This window comes from Bacillus amyloliquefaciens DSM 7 = ATCC 23350, assembly GCF_000196735.1.
Lineage (GTDB): Bacteria > Bacillota > Bacilli > Bacillales > Bacillaceae > Bacillus > Bacillus amyloliquefaciens.
Genome location: NC_014551.1, coordinates 196,815 through 213,627, shown reverse-complemented (window position 1 = coordinate 213,627; position 16,813 = coordinate 196,815). Strand labels below are relative to the sequence as shown.

Annotated in this window: 10 protein-coding genes, 5 tRNA genes and 2 pseudogenes; 3 read left to right on the top strand and 14 right to left on the bottom strand. The window is 40.3% G+C overall.

All coding sequences use genetic code 11. The annotated features are described in order from the left end of the window. Positions 1–6 precede the first annotated feature (6 nt). The 14 genes and pseudogenes from BAMF_RS21385 to BAMF_RS21320 form a co-directional block, all read right to left on the bottom strand. Positions 7–474 (bottom strand): annotated as a pseudogene (locus BAMF_RS21385) (ABC-2 transporter permease); the annotation flags it as partial. 99 nt (positions 475–573) lie between these two features. Further along, the gene (locus tag BAMF_RS21380) at positions 574–5,274 is read right to left on the bottom strand and encodes a hypothetical protein (protein ID WP_013350856.1); all 4,701 of its coding nucleotides are present in this window, start codon (positions 5,272–5,274) and stop codon (positions 574–576) included. 509 nt (positions 5,275–5,783) lie between these two features. Further along, a complete protein-coding gene (locus tag BAMF_RS21375) occupies positions 5,784–6,440 on the bottom strand; it encodes a hypothetical protein (protein WP_232469713.1) in 657 nt (218 codons plus the stop codon). 317 nt (positions 6,441–6,757) lie between these two features. After that, positions 6,758–8,560, bottom strand: coding sequence for a glutamine--fructose-6-phosphate transaminase (isomerizing) (gene glmS / locus BAMF_RS21370; protein WP_013350854.1), 1,803 nt, complete (start codon positions 8,558–8,560; stop codon positions 6,758–6,760). A 430-nt stretch (positions 8,561–8,990) separates the two neighbouring features. Beyond that, a complete protein-coding gene (gene glmM / locus BAMF_RS21365) occupies positions 8,991–10,337 on the bottom strand; it encodes a phosphoglucosamine mutase (RefSeq protein WP_013350853.1) in 1,347 nt (448 codons plus the stop codon). A gap of 17 nt (positions 10,338–10,354) precedes the next feature. Beyond that, the gene (locus tag BAMF_RS21360; RefSeq protein WP_013350852.1) at positions 10,355–11,785 is read right to left on the bottom strand and encodes a CdaR family protein; all 1,431 of its coding nucleotides are present in this window, start codon (positions 11,783–11,785) and stop codon (positions 10,355–10,357) included. Further along, complete coding sequence (cdaA, locus tag BAMF_RS21355; protein ID WP_013350851.1) at positions 11,778–12,599, bottom strand: diadenylate cyclase CdaA; 822 nt, start codon at positions 12,597–12,599, stop codon at positions 11,778–11,780. Before cdaA ends, BAMF_RS21360 begins: the two co-directional genes overlap by 8 nt. A gap of 165 nt (positions 12,600–12,764) precedes the next feature. After that, positions 12,765–13,391, bottom strand: coding sequence for an anti-sigma-W factor RsiW (rsiW, locus tag BAMF_RS21350; RefSeq protein WP_013350850.1), 627 nt, complete (start codon positions 13,389–13,391; stop codon positions 12,765–12,767). Between the two features lie 13 nt (positions 13,392–13,404). Beyond that, positions 13,405–13,968, bottom strand: a complete 564-nt coding sequence (sigW, locus tag BAMF_RS21345) for an RNA polymerase sigma factor SigW (RefSeq protein ID WP_003156766.1) — start codon at positions 13,966–13,968, stop codon at positions 13,405–13,407. 232 nt (positions 13,969–14,200) lie between these two features. Further along, positions 14,201–14,272, bottom strand: a tRNA-Gln gene (locus tag BAMF_RS21340). Positions 14,273–14,276: 4 nt separating this feature from the next. Then, positions 14,277–14,361: transfer RNA gene (locus tag BAMF_RS21335), tRNA-Tyr, on the bottom strand. 19 nt (positions 14,362–14,380) lie between these two features. Next, positions 14,381–14,453, bottom strand: a tRNA-Thr gene (locus BAMF_RS21330). A 5-nt stretch (positions 14,454–14,458) separates the two neighbouring features. Next, positions 14,459–14,534, bottom strand: a tRNA-Val gene (locus BAMF_RS21325). Between the two features lie 3 nt (positions 14,535–14,537). Then, a tRNA-Glu gene (locus BAMF_RS21320) sits at positions 14,538–14,609 on the bottom strand. 181 nt (positions 14,610–14,790) lie between these two features. Here BAMF_RS21320 and BAMF_RS21315 point away from each other — a divergent pair. From BAMF_RS21315 to murQ, 3 genes and pseudogenes are all read left to right on the top strand, one after another. Continuing rightward, a complete protein-coding gene (locus BAMF_RS21315) occupies positions 14,791–15,243 on the top strand; it encodes a 2-thiouracil desulfurase family protein (RefSeq protein WP_013350849.1) in 453 nt (150 codons plus the stop codon). A gap of 18 nt (positions 15,244–15,261) precedes the next feature. Next, positions 15,262–15,737, top strand: a pseudogene (locus BAMF_RS21310) (GNAT family N-acetyltransferase). Between the two features lie 99 nt (positions 15,738–15,836). Beyond that, positions 15,837–16,766: an N-acetylmuramic acid 6-phosphate etherase gene (murQ, locus tag BAMF_RS21305; protein ID WP_013350847.1), complete on the top strand. Its 930-nt coding sequence runs from the start codon at positions 15,837–15,839 to the stop codon at positions 16,764–16,766. Positions 16,767–16,813 lie beyond the last annotated feature (47 nt).

The window sequence follows — 16,813 nt, the reverse complement described above, 5'->3', positions numbered from 1 at the left end:
CATGCCTTATCCTGTTGTAAATTCTTTTTTACGATAGATAGCTGCGGCAATGAAAAAAGAAATGATATATAATATAACGCCGATAATGATATATATAATAGGGACATATAAAGAAGGATTTATGTGCAAAAATGACAGTGGTAATTTTTCTGTTACATAACCAACGACACTTTGCAATCCAAAGGTAGTAAAAAGCCCTCCCATTGCACCTCCAATCACAATCGCATCAGACTTTTCCGGGCCCATAATGTAGAGAAGAGGATAAACGATTGCACCGGCAAAGAGAACGATGAACGTTCCGAAAGAGACAATATTCAAAATGCCGTCAACAGGTTCCTCAGCACTCAGGCTGTATACAAAGAAAATACCATAAGATATTACAGCCCCGATCACAACAACCAAAAGATAAAAGAAATAGTGACTTTGAACAATATTTGTTCTGCTGACCGGTAAAGTCAGGACATATTTGTCATGCGCCTTGACATTCTTTACATTTCACCATTAAATACACTCCTACTATTTTATATTTATTTTTAAAGATAATAATCTTAAGTTAGCATTCAACTATTTTTACTACACAATAGATTCCCTTAGCATATAACTAACTGTAGAACCTCTATTGACCAAAAAATTCAAAACAACTATCACTTTATTACGTAATGCGGGTTTTTTCTTGAAACTCAATCTATTTTCTAAAATATATCGTTGCATATACTCTTCTATATAATATTCCGTATTCACTTCTAACTTTTTTTGTTCAAGATGCGGATTATTGTTAATTATTTCATATAACCAATCAATCCCTTGTGAAAGATAATTATTATATCCAACAGTATTTAAAACTCTTCCAATCGCATACAAAACACCTGGCTTATAACCTAATTCATAACTTATATATCTAAAAAATAAATGGTCATCCTTCTTTAATGAATGCCAAGATTTTATCTTATCGTTCCACCAGTGGAATGCAAATAAATAAGTTATAACTATTTGATGAATATCATCATGATATTCTCTTGAAGAAACGGTTCTATCCCTTTCTTCTGTTTTTTTACATAAAGATATTATAATAGGTTGAATATTATTCCATATATTCCAAAACTCATCATACTTATCCATTTCATCTTGTTTAAGAATAATATCTCTTAAAAGCCATTCAAAGCTTTCACAACTATTTATAAATGGTTCAAAAGCTCTTATTAATTTCTTTTGTTCCTCTAATGATATACACATCAAATATTTTGCCAACCATTTAATATACTCCATTTCGGTTTCTATATTTGCTACAACATCTTCTCTTCTTTTATGTCGTTTTTCAAATAAGATTTCCCAAATATTTTTTCCGATTTCTATTGATTTCATTACAGTAATCTCATTAGTTGGTGCCAAAAGCATATTTAAATTAAGTAACGAATTATAACTTAAATGTGAAAAATCATTAGGAATAGCATAGACATTTTTTATAATATTATTTATTACATGTTGATTTTTATTGATAAATTCAATCGATGAAATTCCATTATATATTCTAACCTCTGAATCATATAGAGGTTTTAATTCAACATAACCACAGAAAATACCTGATGCTATTTTAAAATTTGTTTCCCACATTTTGGTTGAAAAAGTTTGAATTACTAGTTTATTAGAATCTAGTATTAATATTAAAAGTAATTCAATAGATTTCTTTAGAGATATGTCACTCATATCTTCATTAGAAATTATTAGTGGCAAAATATAAATTGCCGCTTCAAAACCACTTCCTGTTTGAATAACATTCCCACTTTCAATGTTCAATTCAATAAAATTTAAAATACTATCTTTACAGTAGTGACAGTCATCTTCTGAAATTAATTCTTTATAGTCCCTTATTAATATAGCGAAAACATATATCGGAGCATACTTCTGAAGATAAAAATATTCATTATTTTCACTCTCCCAAATTTCTCTAGCTTCCCCTAAGGCTTTTAAAGGATTATTTTCATAGTCTATATACTTTTCACTATCCCTTTTATGCTCAAAACGTGCAATTGACCACATATACAAATCATTTCTATTAAATATTTTTCTGTTTTTCTCTTCCGTTTTATTATGAATTTCAACTAGAGAAGCAGGTAGTTCTGTCACCAAAGAGGCATATGTGTGTCCATCCTTTTCGAAAAAATTATCAGTATCAAGCTTTAATTTTCTGATATCCATTCTATAGTATACGAATTGATATTCTTCCTCAAATTGCTCTATTTTCTCAAACACTTTATCGAGTTGACTATATAAAATTTTATTTCTATTCTCTAAAACTTCAATAGGTAGTTTTTCTAAATTTAATTGATACTCAAGAATTACATCTTCTAGCCTTTTCTTTCTAAAAGCTTGATTATTGGTCCTTATTCTCTCGTCTTCATACAATTTGTTAGCCGGAACTACACCCTTCAAAAAATTTGAACCAAATTCTTTAACAGCTCGGATGTTATCTAATATAAAAACCTCTTTGGAAGAAATTAATATGCATGCGATGTTAAATAACTTTTGAGGGTATGCCTCCACTAAACTTACTACTACTGATGTTAGAGCTGCCGATTGAGAACTTAATAGTTTTATACAAATCTTTTCTATAACACCTGGTATTTCTTCCAAAACAAGTAATAACCATCTTTCTAACGCCATCAGGATACTTTCAAGTAAATTAGGAGCTGGATATGTACCTCTGTGCATCAGCCATAAACGTTCGCTCGCTACTTGCTCTATTTCTTTTCCATTAGATAGATTAATTTTAATTGTTAAGAGTTCATCATACTTCTCGACCAATTCCGAATTGGAGTAATCTATGGTTATCTTATTGAATAACTCTATAATAAAATCTATTGTCTCCCAAGGGCTAGACTGCAATAGTCTAAATATAGGAGTTTGAAAGGCACTTGATGGATAATAATCATGAGAAGTTGAGTCATTTAGTTTAAAAGCATCTTCAATTTCACGTGGACTATAAAACATACTGTCTTTAAAAAACCAATATTTATTTGCTAAATCAAATACTAATTTAGGATTCGAGTCAACTAAATTTCCACAATTGTATACATTAGTTAATCCCTGCACACACAAATCATAATATTTATGCAGATGATTAAAATCTGTATCTGTTGTTACCTCTTCTACAATGATAGATAACTCACTGTCAATTTCCCAGGCACTTGATAATATTACATTATTTATTTTCTCGATTTTTTTATCATTTAACTTATAGATTAATGATTTATCAGCTTTTACTTTATTGTATAAATATAATGCAATTAAACATGCATGTTTGGTTTCAATGCCTTTTACATTATGTGAAGTCCAACTATATAAACATTCAATAACTAACATTATATTTTGAGGTTTCCATTCTATTGCTGTTAGATTTTCATAGATGAAATTAAAAATATAACCCCATCCTGCTCCAGTTGGCTTTGTGGATCTATAAAGATTTGCAGATTTTTGTTCTTCAGAAGTTAAAATTTTATTCCAAAAGTCATTATTTATAATTCTACACGTAGTATTTAATAAGAATATTGCCCTGAATAATAATTTGTATTCATCTCTAGTTAACATGGATTTTATAAAGTTTATTGAAATTTGATTATCTTCAATGCTCATTAAAGTTATCAAAATCTCATCTTGCCAAATTGAAGAAATTTTACTTGTATAAAATACTTCTATAATAAAATCTTTAATACCTTCAGTTTTTTGTACCAACTTATCTTTAAGCCATAAACGAAGATTTTTTCTCACAACTAAACTGTCACCAATCTCTTCAAAAAAGCTTTTACAGTCTTCTTTCTTAATATATAAATTTTCAAATATATGTTTTAATACAATTTCTTCGTAGATATCATGACTCAAGGAATATCCTCTCATAACTTCATCATAGAATATTATTTCATCTTCCCTGAGTGCCGCAATTGCTTCTGAATCATCATATAGTTGATATTCATAGTAATATACACCCTTATTCGCACAAGATAGGACAATATTACAAATAGTCTTTTCTCTACGAATATCTAACTCTCTATAATGATTAGTATTTTTAATTTTATACGTCCATATACTTTCTATAAATTGTTCAATTGTTAAAATATCGCTATCGCTTTCACAAGCTATCTCAATATATAAATTCAGATAAAACAAATTACAAATTAGATTAATATAGGATTCTTCTTTCGGAAGAGGAAAATCTGAATCCTTTAATAAATATTGTAATTCTTGTTTTGACAAAGTCTCTATCTTTAATTCTTGATATCTTACCCCATTTAAAAAAGTATTAATAAAATTATCCTTGTGTACTGTCCTTACTGTAAAAATAATTTTCCATCCATACTTAATCGATAAGTTCACAAACTCATTAAATATATCTCGGTTATTCATCACTAATACTTTTTCCGTGGAATCAATCAAACAAACCTTATTTTCATCGTCTTGGAAAAGCTTTAAATAATCTTCAAAAGTATACTCTCCAAATCTCCTTGAGAACTCTGCAAAAGTAGTAACATCAAAATCTGTCGCTTTAAAAGCGATATTAGCTCTATTTTCATTTTCTAATAAATCTTTTGCAAAGCCCGACTTACCTGATCCCCCCTCACCATAAATAATTAAACATGGAATTTCTGACTCATAAAAAGAGTGGATATCAAAATCATTATTTTTATTTATTTTAATGATTTGGTCTCTATATCTTATAGTTGACTTTATATTCTCTAATTTACTTTGACTATGAAGTTTAACTTGAGCTAAGTACCCTTTAATTCCTGAATCTGGATTAAAAAAATAATCTCTAATAAGTTCCAATTCGGGTCTCATTAACATTATCTCGAAATTACTTTTGACTCTCCATTCCACAAGAATATCTCTCTCAAGTCCATATTCTTCAATTTCTGTTTGATATTCAGGCTTTACAGTATCTTTCTTACTACTTGCACTCAATTCTTTATTCGTATAAATTATAAATCTATCAATTTCAGGGTATTTAGTTTTTGCGCCCTTAATAGCATTTTTTAATTCTGTTTTTTTATCAGCAATACTAGTGCCTGCATCGTAATATTTCGCCTGAAATCCAATACATCCTTCTTCAGTTGTTACAGGTAAAGTTTCCACATATGGCTGATTAAAGTATCTAAATATTCCTGTTTCGATTTTAAACTCATGACAAAAAAGTATATAAGCTAAATATTCAAATACATCTCTAGTCTTCTCAGTAAATTTATATTGAAACACATCCCAATTAATTGCTATATCTTTATACATAACATTACCTCTTAGTAAATTTTTCTGATTATTACTTTAGTTCTATGACTATCAATTAATCCACTTAAAATTTGAGGATAACAATAGCTTTTATTCTGCTGGTTATTAATGAAACATATTAAAGTTGAAAAATGCTCTGTCTTCACGTTCTACTTCAATCATGCTGACTTCTTATTTGGAAATAGCTTGAACTCAGCAATCACATACTTCCTTTCAGTAACACCATCACTCAAATAAACAAACCAGAAAACTCCTTCAAACTCTCATCTGCAATAACGATTGTTTCTTCAACAGATAGCAGTGGATATTGTTCACGTATATCAATTACCAAATCGTAATATTCTAACAAATAGAAGTACGTGTAACGTGACCCAATGAAGGTACATCTTGAATTGTCACCCACGGCTTATAATTAGCCCCTAACCTTATCCGAAACCTTCTTTATATTTCTTACCAATAGAGGGCGAACGTTTTCGCTTGGACATTCTATCTTTAGCTTCTTCCTAAATTTAAATAAGTATTAAATCACTTATAGCTATTCTAGAAAAATTACGTGTCTGTATACTAGGTATTTTCAAATTGAATTGTTGAATTGCATTCTTTTCAAAATACTCATCACAGTAATAATTATGATATTGAGCTACCCACTCGTATTTAGAATAAAGTTTTTTATCGCTTTTGAAGTGGTTCAATTTAGTTAAAATAATATCTTTGTGACTTTGAATTTTTTGAATATATTCCATGATATCTTCAGTCGTGTTATATATTTCATGTAGTCCATACAAATAATTAACAAAAACTTTATCATCTTCATCTATTAATAAATGTGAATTCTGTGGAGCATATGATGCAGAACCATAATAGCCCAGGTGTTGCGATACCATTTTAATCATTTCATCACTTAAAATAATTCTAGGATAAATTGCCTTACTACTTTCTAAATCATGTGCTTCAATTAACGCTGGTCCATAAGCAAAATCATCATCACCATAGTAATCTCCTAAATCAATACCGCCACGTAAGAAATACCCATTTAATGTCATCTCTAATTGGTAATCAATAAATGACATAAACAAATTACCTGATTGCCCTTCACCATCTTCAAATCTTGGATATGCTAGTATGACATTGTCAGTAAATGTTTTAAAATGACCATATGGGTTCATCTCTCTCATTAACGCATATTGTTTTGTAAGAATTTTATGAAGATCTTTAAGTAAGTGATTTCCAGACTGTAGGTTAGGTGTGTTTATAATTAAACTTGAAAACCTAAAATATCAGTAAAACAAACTATCGATTCTAATAGACTCGGATTATTGGGATTATATTTGGGTAACATTTTCACTCCGCCTTTTATCTGAATAATAAAAAATAACCTCTTACGGATATCATACCGAAGAGGTTATTTTCAATCAAACTTTATTATAAATGATCAATCTTTTTTATAAAACTACAAATATAATAACCAAAGGGGTTAAATATATTACTCCACAGTCACACTCTTCGCAAGGTTGCGCGGTTTATCAACGTCACAGCCGCGGTGCAGTGCAGCGTAGTAAGCAATCAGCTGCAACGGTACAACAGATACCAGCGGAGCAAGCGCAGGGTTGACTTCCGGCAGGACGAATCTGTCGTCTGCGTCTTCTAAACCTTTTAGCGAGATGATGCAAGTGTTGGCGCCGCGGGCTGCGACTTCCTTCACGTTTCCGCGGATGCTCAGGTTGACGTGTTCTTGTGTCGCCAGCGCAAAGACTGGTGTTCCTTCTTCAATCAGAGCGATTGTTCCGTGCTTCAGCTCACCGCCGGCGAAGCCTTCCGCCTGGATGTAAGAAATCTCTTTCAGCTTCAGGGCGCCTTCGACACATACGAAGTAGTCAAGGCCGCGGCCGATGAAGAAAGCATTTCTTGAAACAGTCAGATACTCACGCGCGATCATTTCCATTTCGTCCTTCTGGTCGCAAAGGGCTTCCATGGCGTTTGCCGCGATACCCAATTCTTTGACTAAATCAAAACCGATATCAACGCCATTGCGTTCGGCTGCAACGGACGCAAGAATCGCAAGCACGGCAATCTGAGCCGTATACGCTTTTGTTGATGCAACGGCGATCTCAGGGCCTGCGTGCAGAAGCAATGTGTAATCCGCTTCACGGGACAGCGTGGAACCCGGAACGTTTGTAATTGTCAGCGCTTTGTGACCCAGCGCTTTGACTTGAACAAGCACGGCGCGGCTGTCCGCTGTTTCTCCGCTTTGAGAAAGGAAAATAAAGAGCGGTTTCTTAGACAGAAGCGGCATGTTGTAAGAGAATTCACTCGCTACATGCACTTCAACCGGGACGTTTGCCCACATTTCAATATATTGTTTCCCGACAAGACCGGCATGGTAGCTCGTTCCGCAAGCCACGATATAAATGCGGTCCGCTTCCGCCACGGCGTCAGCGACATCGCCAGCCACAGCCAGTCTGCCGTTTTCGTCCTGATACGTTTGGATGATTTTGCGCATAACAAGCGGCTGCTCATCCGTTTCTTTTAACATGTAGTGAGGGTATGTGCCTTTTTCAATATCACTGGCGTCAAGCTCAGCGATATAAGACGCACGTGTCATGACTTCACCGTCAAGGTTTTTAATCACGGCTTCGTCTTTTGTCACGATCACCATTTCTTTGTCCAAAAGCTCAACGTATTCATTCGTTACTTGAAGCATAGCCATCGCGTCAGATGCCACGACGTTAAAAGTATCTCCAAGGCCGATTAACAGAGGGCTTTTGTTTTTTGCAACGTAAATGGTGTCTGTGTTTTCGCCGTCAAATAATGCAATTGCGTAAGAGCCTTTTAACAGAGTCAGTGTTTTGCGGAACGCTTCTTCTGTACTGAGTCCTCCTGCCACAAATTGCTCAATCATTTGAACGACTACTTCAGTGTCCGTGTCGCTTTTCAGTTCAACGTTTTCAAGGTATTCACGCTTCAGCTGAACATAGTTCTCGATCACACCGTTATGAACAAGTGTAAAGCGGCCAAGTGCGCTTTGATGCGGGTGAGCGTTCAGGAAGCTTGGTTCGCCGTGAGTCGCCCAGCGTGTATGGCCGATTCCCGCTTGAGATTCAACCGTTTGATCCACCACTTCACGAAGGTCGGCGATGCGGCCTTTTTCTTTGTACACATGCACGCCCTGCTCATTCGCCACAGCGATACCGGCAGAGTCATAACCGCGGTACTCAAGCTTCTCTAATCCTTTTAACAAAATCTCTTTCGCATCAAGATGACCGATATAACCAACAATTCCACACATTTTTTCTTCCTCCTAAAGGTGTAAAAGGAGACGAAGAAAGTCAGATTACAAGGGGACTTTCAATCGTCCCCTCCCACATGTTTTTTTGGAAGATCATGTGATTTCCCTTTGTTCGGAGAGTCGCCCCTCCGGTTTAAAGAAATCCTTACGGCTGTGATCTAAATGAATCAGCCGGGAGGCATCCGCCGAAAATTCGATAACCTCCATCCTCGTCAACTAAGCCGTTTTTCGGGCGCTTAGTTCGGGCGCTATAATTATGAAAGATGCAAACAATGCCGCCTTTCCTATAAATGAAAAACAAAGGCTGAACAAGCTTGATTTTACAACATGTGCCAAGGACGGTCAATTATTTTTTTCCGTCCCGGCATCATGTTACTATCATTTTATGCTGATCGCACTTGTCTTGTTCGCTCTCTGTTTATAAACTTCGCTATTCCGCTCCCATTTCTGTCCGCACGACATCCACGATTTTTGTGACATATTCGTCACAAAGCTCTTTTGTTCTTGCTTCCGCCATTACACGGACAAGCGGCTCGGTGCCTGACGGGCGCACTAAAATCCGGCCGTCTCCGTTCATTTCTTTTTCCACTTCAGAAATGACGGCCTTCACCTTAGCGTTTTCTTCTACCTTATATTTATCCGTCACTTTCACGTTTACTAAAAGCTGCGGGAATTTTTTCATTTCACCAGCAAGCTCTGAAAGGGTTTTCCCCGATGCCTTCAGCGTATTCACAAGCATGATCGCCGATAAGAGCCCGTCGCCGGTAGTGTTGTAATCAAGGAAAATAAGGTGCCCTGACTGCTCGCCGCCGACATTATAGCCGTCTTTTTTCATCGCTTCTACGACATAGCGGTCACCGACTGCCGTTTGGATGCTTTTGATTTCTTCTTTTTCAAGCGCTTTGTAGAAACCGAGGTTGCTCATCACGGTTGATACGACTGTATCATCCTTCAGACGGCCTTCTGATTTCAAATACTTCGCGCATATGTACATGATCTGATCGCCGTCCACGATGTTTCCTTTTTCATCAACGGCAATGAGGCGGTCGCCGTCTCCGTCAAACGCAAGGCCGATATCGGCATTTTTTTCTTTGACGAAAGCACTCAGCGCTTCCGGGTGTGTAGAACCGACGCCGTCATTAATATTTAAGCCGTTCGGAGACGTTCCCATTGTAGACACGTCAGCATCAAGATCGGCAAAAAGGTGTGTCGCAATGGAAGATGTCGCACCATGGGCGCAGTCAAGCGCTACGTGAATGCCCGTGAAATCCTCATCCGCCGTCTGCTTTAAAAATTGCAGATACTTTTGAACGCCTTCAAAATAATCGTTCACAAGCCCGAGGTCCGCGCCTGTCGGTCGCGGAAGTTTGTCTTCCGGTTCATCCATGAGACGTTCAATCTCGGCCTCCTGCTCGTCAGAAAGCTTAAAGCCGTCTCCTCCGAAAAATTTAATTCCGTTATCCTGTACGGGATTGTGAGAAGCGGAAATCATGACGCCCGCCTCAGCATCCATCGCTTTTGTTAAATAGGATACCCCCGGCGTAGAAATAACGCCGAGGCGCATCACTTCAGCTCCGATCGATAAAAGTCCGGCGACAAGGGCTCCCTCCAGCATATGTCCGGAGATACGTGTATCGCGGCCGATCAGCACTTTCGGGCGCTGTTTATCTTTGGTCAGGACATAACCGCCAAAACGCCCCACTTTAAAGGCCAGCTCTGGCGTAAGCTCGCTGTTGGCAACACCTCTTACACCATCTGTTCCAAAATACTTGCCCATTTTGTATCGCTCCTTTTTCATTCTGTTGAAGATGAATCAGCACTTGATCCGTCTTCATCCTGGTCTTGATTTTGATCCTGGTTTTGACTTTTATTCTGATCGCTGTCAGTGTCTTCCTGGTTCTTGTCTTTGTCTGCGCCTCCGCTTGTGCCGTCTTTATTGCCGGAATCAGCGGAGCCGCCGTCATTTTTATTTGAACTTGTGTTTTTCTTAGAAGTCAGCCTGATCTTAACCGTGTCTTTTGACAAGGACCATGTGACATTTTGCGGCCCGTTTACTTCAAGCTTTACAGAATGCTCTCCGTCATCTAAGCCCGAGACATTGGCATACAGCTCAATGTCCGACTTTTTCAGCGCCTTAATGTTGGACGGAGAGCCTTTGGCCGTAATATTGATCGCCCGCGATTCAGGGTCGAGAAACTCAATCCGCTGCGAGCCTCCCAGTCCGACCGTCTTGATTGGGACATTGCTAAAATCCTTTTTGTCTTCACTGTCCACCTTAACATGAAGGGTAATTTTCCCCGGTGACACCTTTGTGACACCCTTAGGAAGCGGGATGTCGGCATCGACATCCGTATCTTTATCAATTTTGTCTAAATCAAGAGATACACCGTCGATAAATTCAAGTGAATCCAGCACATCCTGCGGGCCGTAAACCGTCACCTCACTCGGATTCGAGTCAATGCTCGCAATGCTCACCCCGTCAGGAAGACTTCCCTTCCTTTCAATTTTGAAAGGGAGCTTTTTGCTCGGGCTGGCCACGGGAACCGTCACTTTAATGACTGACGGTTCAACATCAACAGGAAGTGCGTTGCCGTCTTTGTCATAGACGGTCACCTTCACTTCCCTATCAATGGTCTCATTTGCATTTTCAAGGTTCACGGATGCTTTGACAAGCGAAATGTTGTCAATCACATTTTTCGAACCCGTAATCTGTACGTTTTTCGGGCTGATAATCGGCTGCTGGGGCGTATATCCCTTTTTCATTTTGCTTTTATTGTAGTATTCAACTTCAACCGGAAAACTTTCAGCCGTTTTTTCCTGAATCGTAACCGTCGTGACTGACGGGTTAATGGATATCGTCAGTCCGTCCGATACATTTTTCGCCTTCAATTCGACCTTATGAGTCCCGGTCTTCAGCTTATTCATATCAGCGTATATCTCAAAATTCTTCGTCTGTCTCGCCTTTTTCACCGCGCTTGTCGAGCCTTTAATCGTGACATTTACGGTCTGGGGCACGCCGGTGACTACGTAATTCGCTTCATCATAGTACGCTTTTACAGGAATATCAGTAAGCGTAGCCTCGTCAGTCGTTGATGTCGGAAAAAAGGATTCCCCCGGCTTTTTCGGAGTCGGCGCCTGGTTGTTGTTAACCGCCACATAAAGCAGGAGCGCAAAGAGCAATGCAATGATCTTTACAGCCCAGCGGTTGTTTAAGAATTTATCCATTTTTCTTGCCCCTCCAGTACCAGCGGTTAGAAGAAGTATCTCTGGCGTTTTTCTTAAACTCGGCTTCAAGCATTTCTTTCAGTGCTTCTTCCGTCAATTCTCTGCGAAGGTCTCCGTTTTTGGCCACACTGATGGCGCCCGTCTCTTCGGATACGATAATGGTTAAGCTGTCCGTCACTTCACTGATGCCGACAGCCGCTCTGTGCCGCGTCCCCAGCTCCTTTGAAATAAACGGGCTTTCAGAAAGCGGCAGATAACAGGCAGCAGCCGCAATCTCGTTATTTTTCATAATGACCGCTCCATCGTGCAGCGGCGTATTCGGAATGAAGATATTTATCAAAAGCTCCGAGCTGACCTGCGCATTAAGCGGGATGCCCGTCTCAATATAATCGCCCATTCCCGTGTCGCGCTCGATGGCGATGAGAGCGCCGATGCGGCGTTTCGCCATGTAGCTGATCGATTTTGTAATCGCTTCAATTGTCTTATGCTGTGCTTCCTCCACGGGGGTGCCGCTCCTTGAAAAGAACCGGCCCCGTCCGAGCTGTTCAAGCGCCCGCCTCAGCTCCGGCTGGAATATAATGATAATCGCTAAAAATCCCCATGTTATCGCTTGGTCCATCAGCCATTGAAGCGTGCTGAGTCCCAAATATGAACTGGCCATCCGGACCAATACGATGACGACGATTCCTTTTAAAAGCTGAACCGCCTTCGTTCCGCGTATGACCATGATTAATTTATATATCACATACCAAACAAGGAGAATATCAACGGCATTGCCGAGGTATTGCAAAAATGGGATGTCCTCAAAAGCCATTTCCTCGTCCTCCAAGAATTCAGTCATTTCGTTTTTCCGTTATGAATTGTGCTGCATGAGCAATATGTACATCATATAGCGTGCTCATTATACCACATTTTGATTTCTCAAGTGAAATGAGCCAGCGTGGCAATCCGTAAAAAAAGAGTAAAGCGATTATACGCTTTACTCATCTTCATTCGGGTCTAAAGCGCTCACAACGCCCTGACCCGCCGATTTCAGTTCGTACCAGACCCAGTCAAACAATTGGTTAATTTCTTCAATCTGCCCGGTGACTTGTCCGGCTGAGGCCATGTATTTTTCTCCGTTGACGACGGTCACATTGCCGTCGACCTTACCTTTAATGACCAGCTTGCCGTTTTTTACTGTGACATCACCCTTTACGGTCTCGCCTTCAGGGACGGTGACCGTGTGATTCTGTACGACAAGGTTCGGATGCTTGGACACACTGAAATTGTGGTCGTTATGCCAGCTGTTGAAAAAACCGCCGCCCATTAAAATCACAAAAACCGCTGCGGCTGCAATGATCGGATGAGTTTTGATCCATCGTTTAACAGAAGCGCGCTTTTTCTCTTTTGGAAGATTCGCCATAACTTTGGCAGTAAAATCAGCAGGGGCTGTGACATGCGATGTGCTTCGGACGAGCGCTACGGATTTCTCCATTTCATGGAAATGCCGCTTGCAATTCTCGCATGACCGCAAATGTTGTTTTAATACGTTTTCATCTTCAGGAAGGATATCTCCATCAAGATGCTTATGCATAAGCTGCACGATCTGTTCAGGACAGCTCATTTCATCACCCCACTTAAAGATCTCTCAATTGTTTTCTAAGAGCCTCTCTGCCTCTGTGAATCCTTGTCTTGACGGTGCCGACAGGGATATTCAGAATCTCCCCGATTTCAATTAAAGAGAGTTCGTCAATATACTTTAATACAATAACCGTTCTGTACTTGTCAGGCAGCTTTAAAATCTTTTTCTGAATTGTGTCAGACAGCTCCAATGACAATACGGCGTCTTCAGGGAGAACCCCATCCGCAGCGATCTGCGAATACATCGTCAGCCCTTCTGCTCCCGCCACTTCTGCGTCCAGATAGTAATCAGGCTTTTTCTTGCGGATGCGGTCAATGGTCAGGTTGGTCGCAATTCTGTAAAGCCACGTTGAAAACTTTCTGTTGATATCGAAACTGTCGATATTGACATACGCTCTGATAAAAGCCTCCTGCGCAATATCTTCCGCTTCGTGGACATTGCCGAGCATGCGGTAGCAAAGCTGGTAAATCTTATCTTTATAAAGGTCAACGATTTCCGCAAACGCATTTTGATCGCCTTTTTTGACTTGCTTAATTCTTTTTTTAATCAGGTTTTCCATGTTTTATCTTACCTCTGCCCTTCACCGGTCTGTATCTATACGTTGATTGTTTTAAAAGGTTTCATTTTTTTATTACATTTATTTTACCAAATTTCAGGCAGGGTGTAGATGGAAAATACAGAATATACTGCCTTAACAGCAGCTTAAAAATAGTATATCTGATGAACAATTGGAAATCGAGGTAAAGCACCGATACATAAAAAAAGACACCTTATGCAAAAGGTGTCTGAGACTGGGCTAGCTGGATTCGAACCAACGCATGACGGAGTCAAAGTCCGTTGCCTTACCGCTTGGCTATAGCCCAAAAATGGTGGAGGGGGACGGATTCGAACCGCCGAACCCTGAGGGAGCGGATTTACAGTCCGCCGCGTTTAGCCACTTCGCTACCCCTCCGTATTTTTCAGAAAAACAGTGCCGGCCAGAGGACTTGAACCCCCAACCTACTGATTACAAGTCAGTTGCTCTACCAATTGAGCTAGGCCGGCAAATATGGTGGAGGATGACGGGCTCGAACCGCCGACCCTCTGCTTGTAAGGCAGATGCTCTCCCAGCTGAGCTAATCCTCCATATGACCCGTACGGGATTCGAACCCGTGTTACCGCCGTGAAAGGGCGGTGTCTTAACCGCTTGACCAACGGGCCGTTGTGTCCGCGTCGAGCTGACAAAAGTTATTATATACAGGTTGTACCCTATTTGTAAAGAGAAAAATTATTTTTTTTATTTTCAAACTTTTTTACCCGTTTTTTAACTGAAAAACTCATCCCTTCTTTCTTATTTCATTTAAGATGGAGGTATCATAAATATTGAAGGGAATGGACACAGATGATCTTAGTCAGCTCTTGTCTCGGCGGTATCGAATGCAGGTATAACGGCTCCCACGCCGCTTCGGAAAAAATCCTCAGACTCGTGGATGAAAAGAAAGCTGTTATGGTCTGCCCTGAACTTTTGGGCGGCTTCACCACTCCCCGCGAACCGGCGGAAATCATCGGCGGCACGGGCGAAGATGTGCTGAACGGAACGGCGAAAATCGTAACGGCATCTGGTGAAGACGTTACCGCTTTATATATGGCCGGCGCGGAAAAAACACTGGCATACGCAAAAGAAATAGGCGACGGCACGGTCATCCTTAAAGAAAACAGCCCATCCTGCGGAAGCAGCTTCATCTATGACGGAACTTTCTCAGGGAAAAAGATCACCGGGGACGGCATCACTTCCGCTCTTTTAAAACGGGCAGGCTGCCGTGTGTTATCAGAAGATGAACTGGATCAATTATAAAAAAGGAGAGAAGATATCATGGATGTAACCCTGTCTTTTTACAAACCGGAGCATGCAGACAGGCTGAACGGGTTTGTACTCAGTGAAGAAGATAAAATGTTCTCCGCTCTCCCGAAAGATGTCCTGCCGCAGGCGCTTGTCATCCGGGATCGTTATCCCACAGTCATTTTAAAAGAAGACAGCCCAGTCGGTTTTTTTATTTTACATACCTCAAAAGAAACCATCGCCCCATATTCGAACAACGTGTCTGCCATTTTACTGAGCGCGCTGTCATTACATGCGTCACAGCAGGGAAAAGGTTATGCCAAACAGGCGATGCTGCAGCTTCCCGCTTTTATCGCAAATTATTTCCCTTGGTGTGATGAAATCGTGCTTGCAGTGAATCATCCAATCATCGTGCACAGAACTTGTACCGGTCTTCCGGTTTTATTGATAAAGGGCGGCGCAGGATCGGCCCGATCGGCGAACAGCACATTCTGCATCATTTTTTGTGAAAGCGTTTCATTATTCATCTTTTCCCTGCCGATTTTTCTTGAAACATATATTCAGAAGCCCATATACTTCAAGTAATAACGACTTGGGAGGGTACATTCATGACAGACCGGCTTAACATTCACAGATTGACCACAGAAACAAGAAATCCAGAGACCGCTTCAATCCATCAAGCAGACACGATGGAAATCCTCCGCATCATTAACCGAGAGGATTTCAAAGTGGCGGACGCCGTTCAGCAGGTGCTGCCTGATATTGAAATTGCCGTTCAATTTGCCCATCAGTCATTGCGGCGAAACGGCAGGCTGATTTATGCGGGAGCGGGCACAAGCGGCAGACTTGGTGTACTGGATGCGGTTGAATGCCCGCCTACATACAGCGTAAGTCCCGACACCGTCATCGGACTGATGGCCGGAGGGGCAGACGCCTTTTTGCAAGCGGCTGAAGGAATCGAAGACAGCGAGGAAACCGGCGCTCTTGATCTCAAGACAATCGGGCTTACCGAAGACGATACCGTGATCGCCATCGCGGCAAGCGGGCGCACTCCGTATGCGGCCGGTGCGCTGAAATATGCAAAAACAATCGGCGCCAAAACCGTCGCGCTCACATGCAATAAGCACTCATTGATCAGCACGTATGCCGATCACAGCATCGAAGTTGTCGTCGGCCCCGAAGTGATTACAGGGTCAACACGAATGAAAGCGGCGACGGCACATAAAATGATTCTGAACATGATTTCCACCGCCGTGATGATTAAAAGCGGCAAAGTGTACGAAAATTTAATGGTGGACGTTCATGTCAGCAATGAAAAATTGAAAGAACGGGCAATCGGCACCATCCAAAGCATCACGGGCGTGCCGTACGACAAGGCAAGGGAAACGCTTGAGGCCTCAGGCAGCCATGTCAAAACGGCGATCGTCATGCTGAAGACGAATTCGGACGAAACACACGCAAAAGCACTTCTCAAAGAAGCAGAAGGCTTCATTGACAAAGCCATTGAACAGCATATTTCAAGAGAAAAAAACCGCTGATCATCCCTTGGTCAGAACGCCCCAGTCAATGATCATAAAGTGCTTTA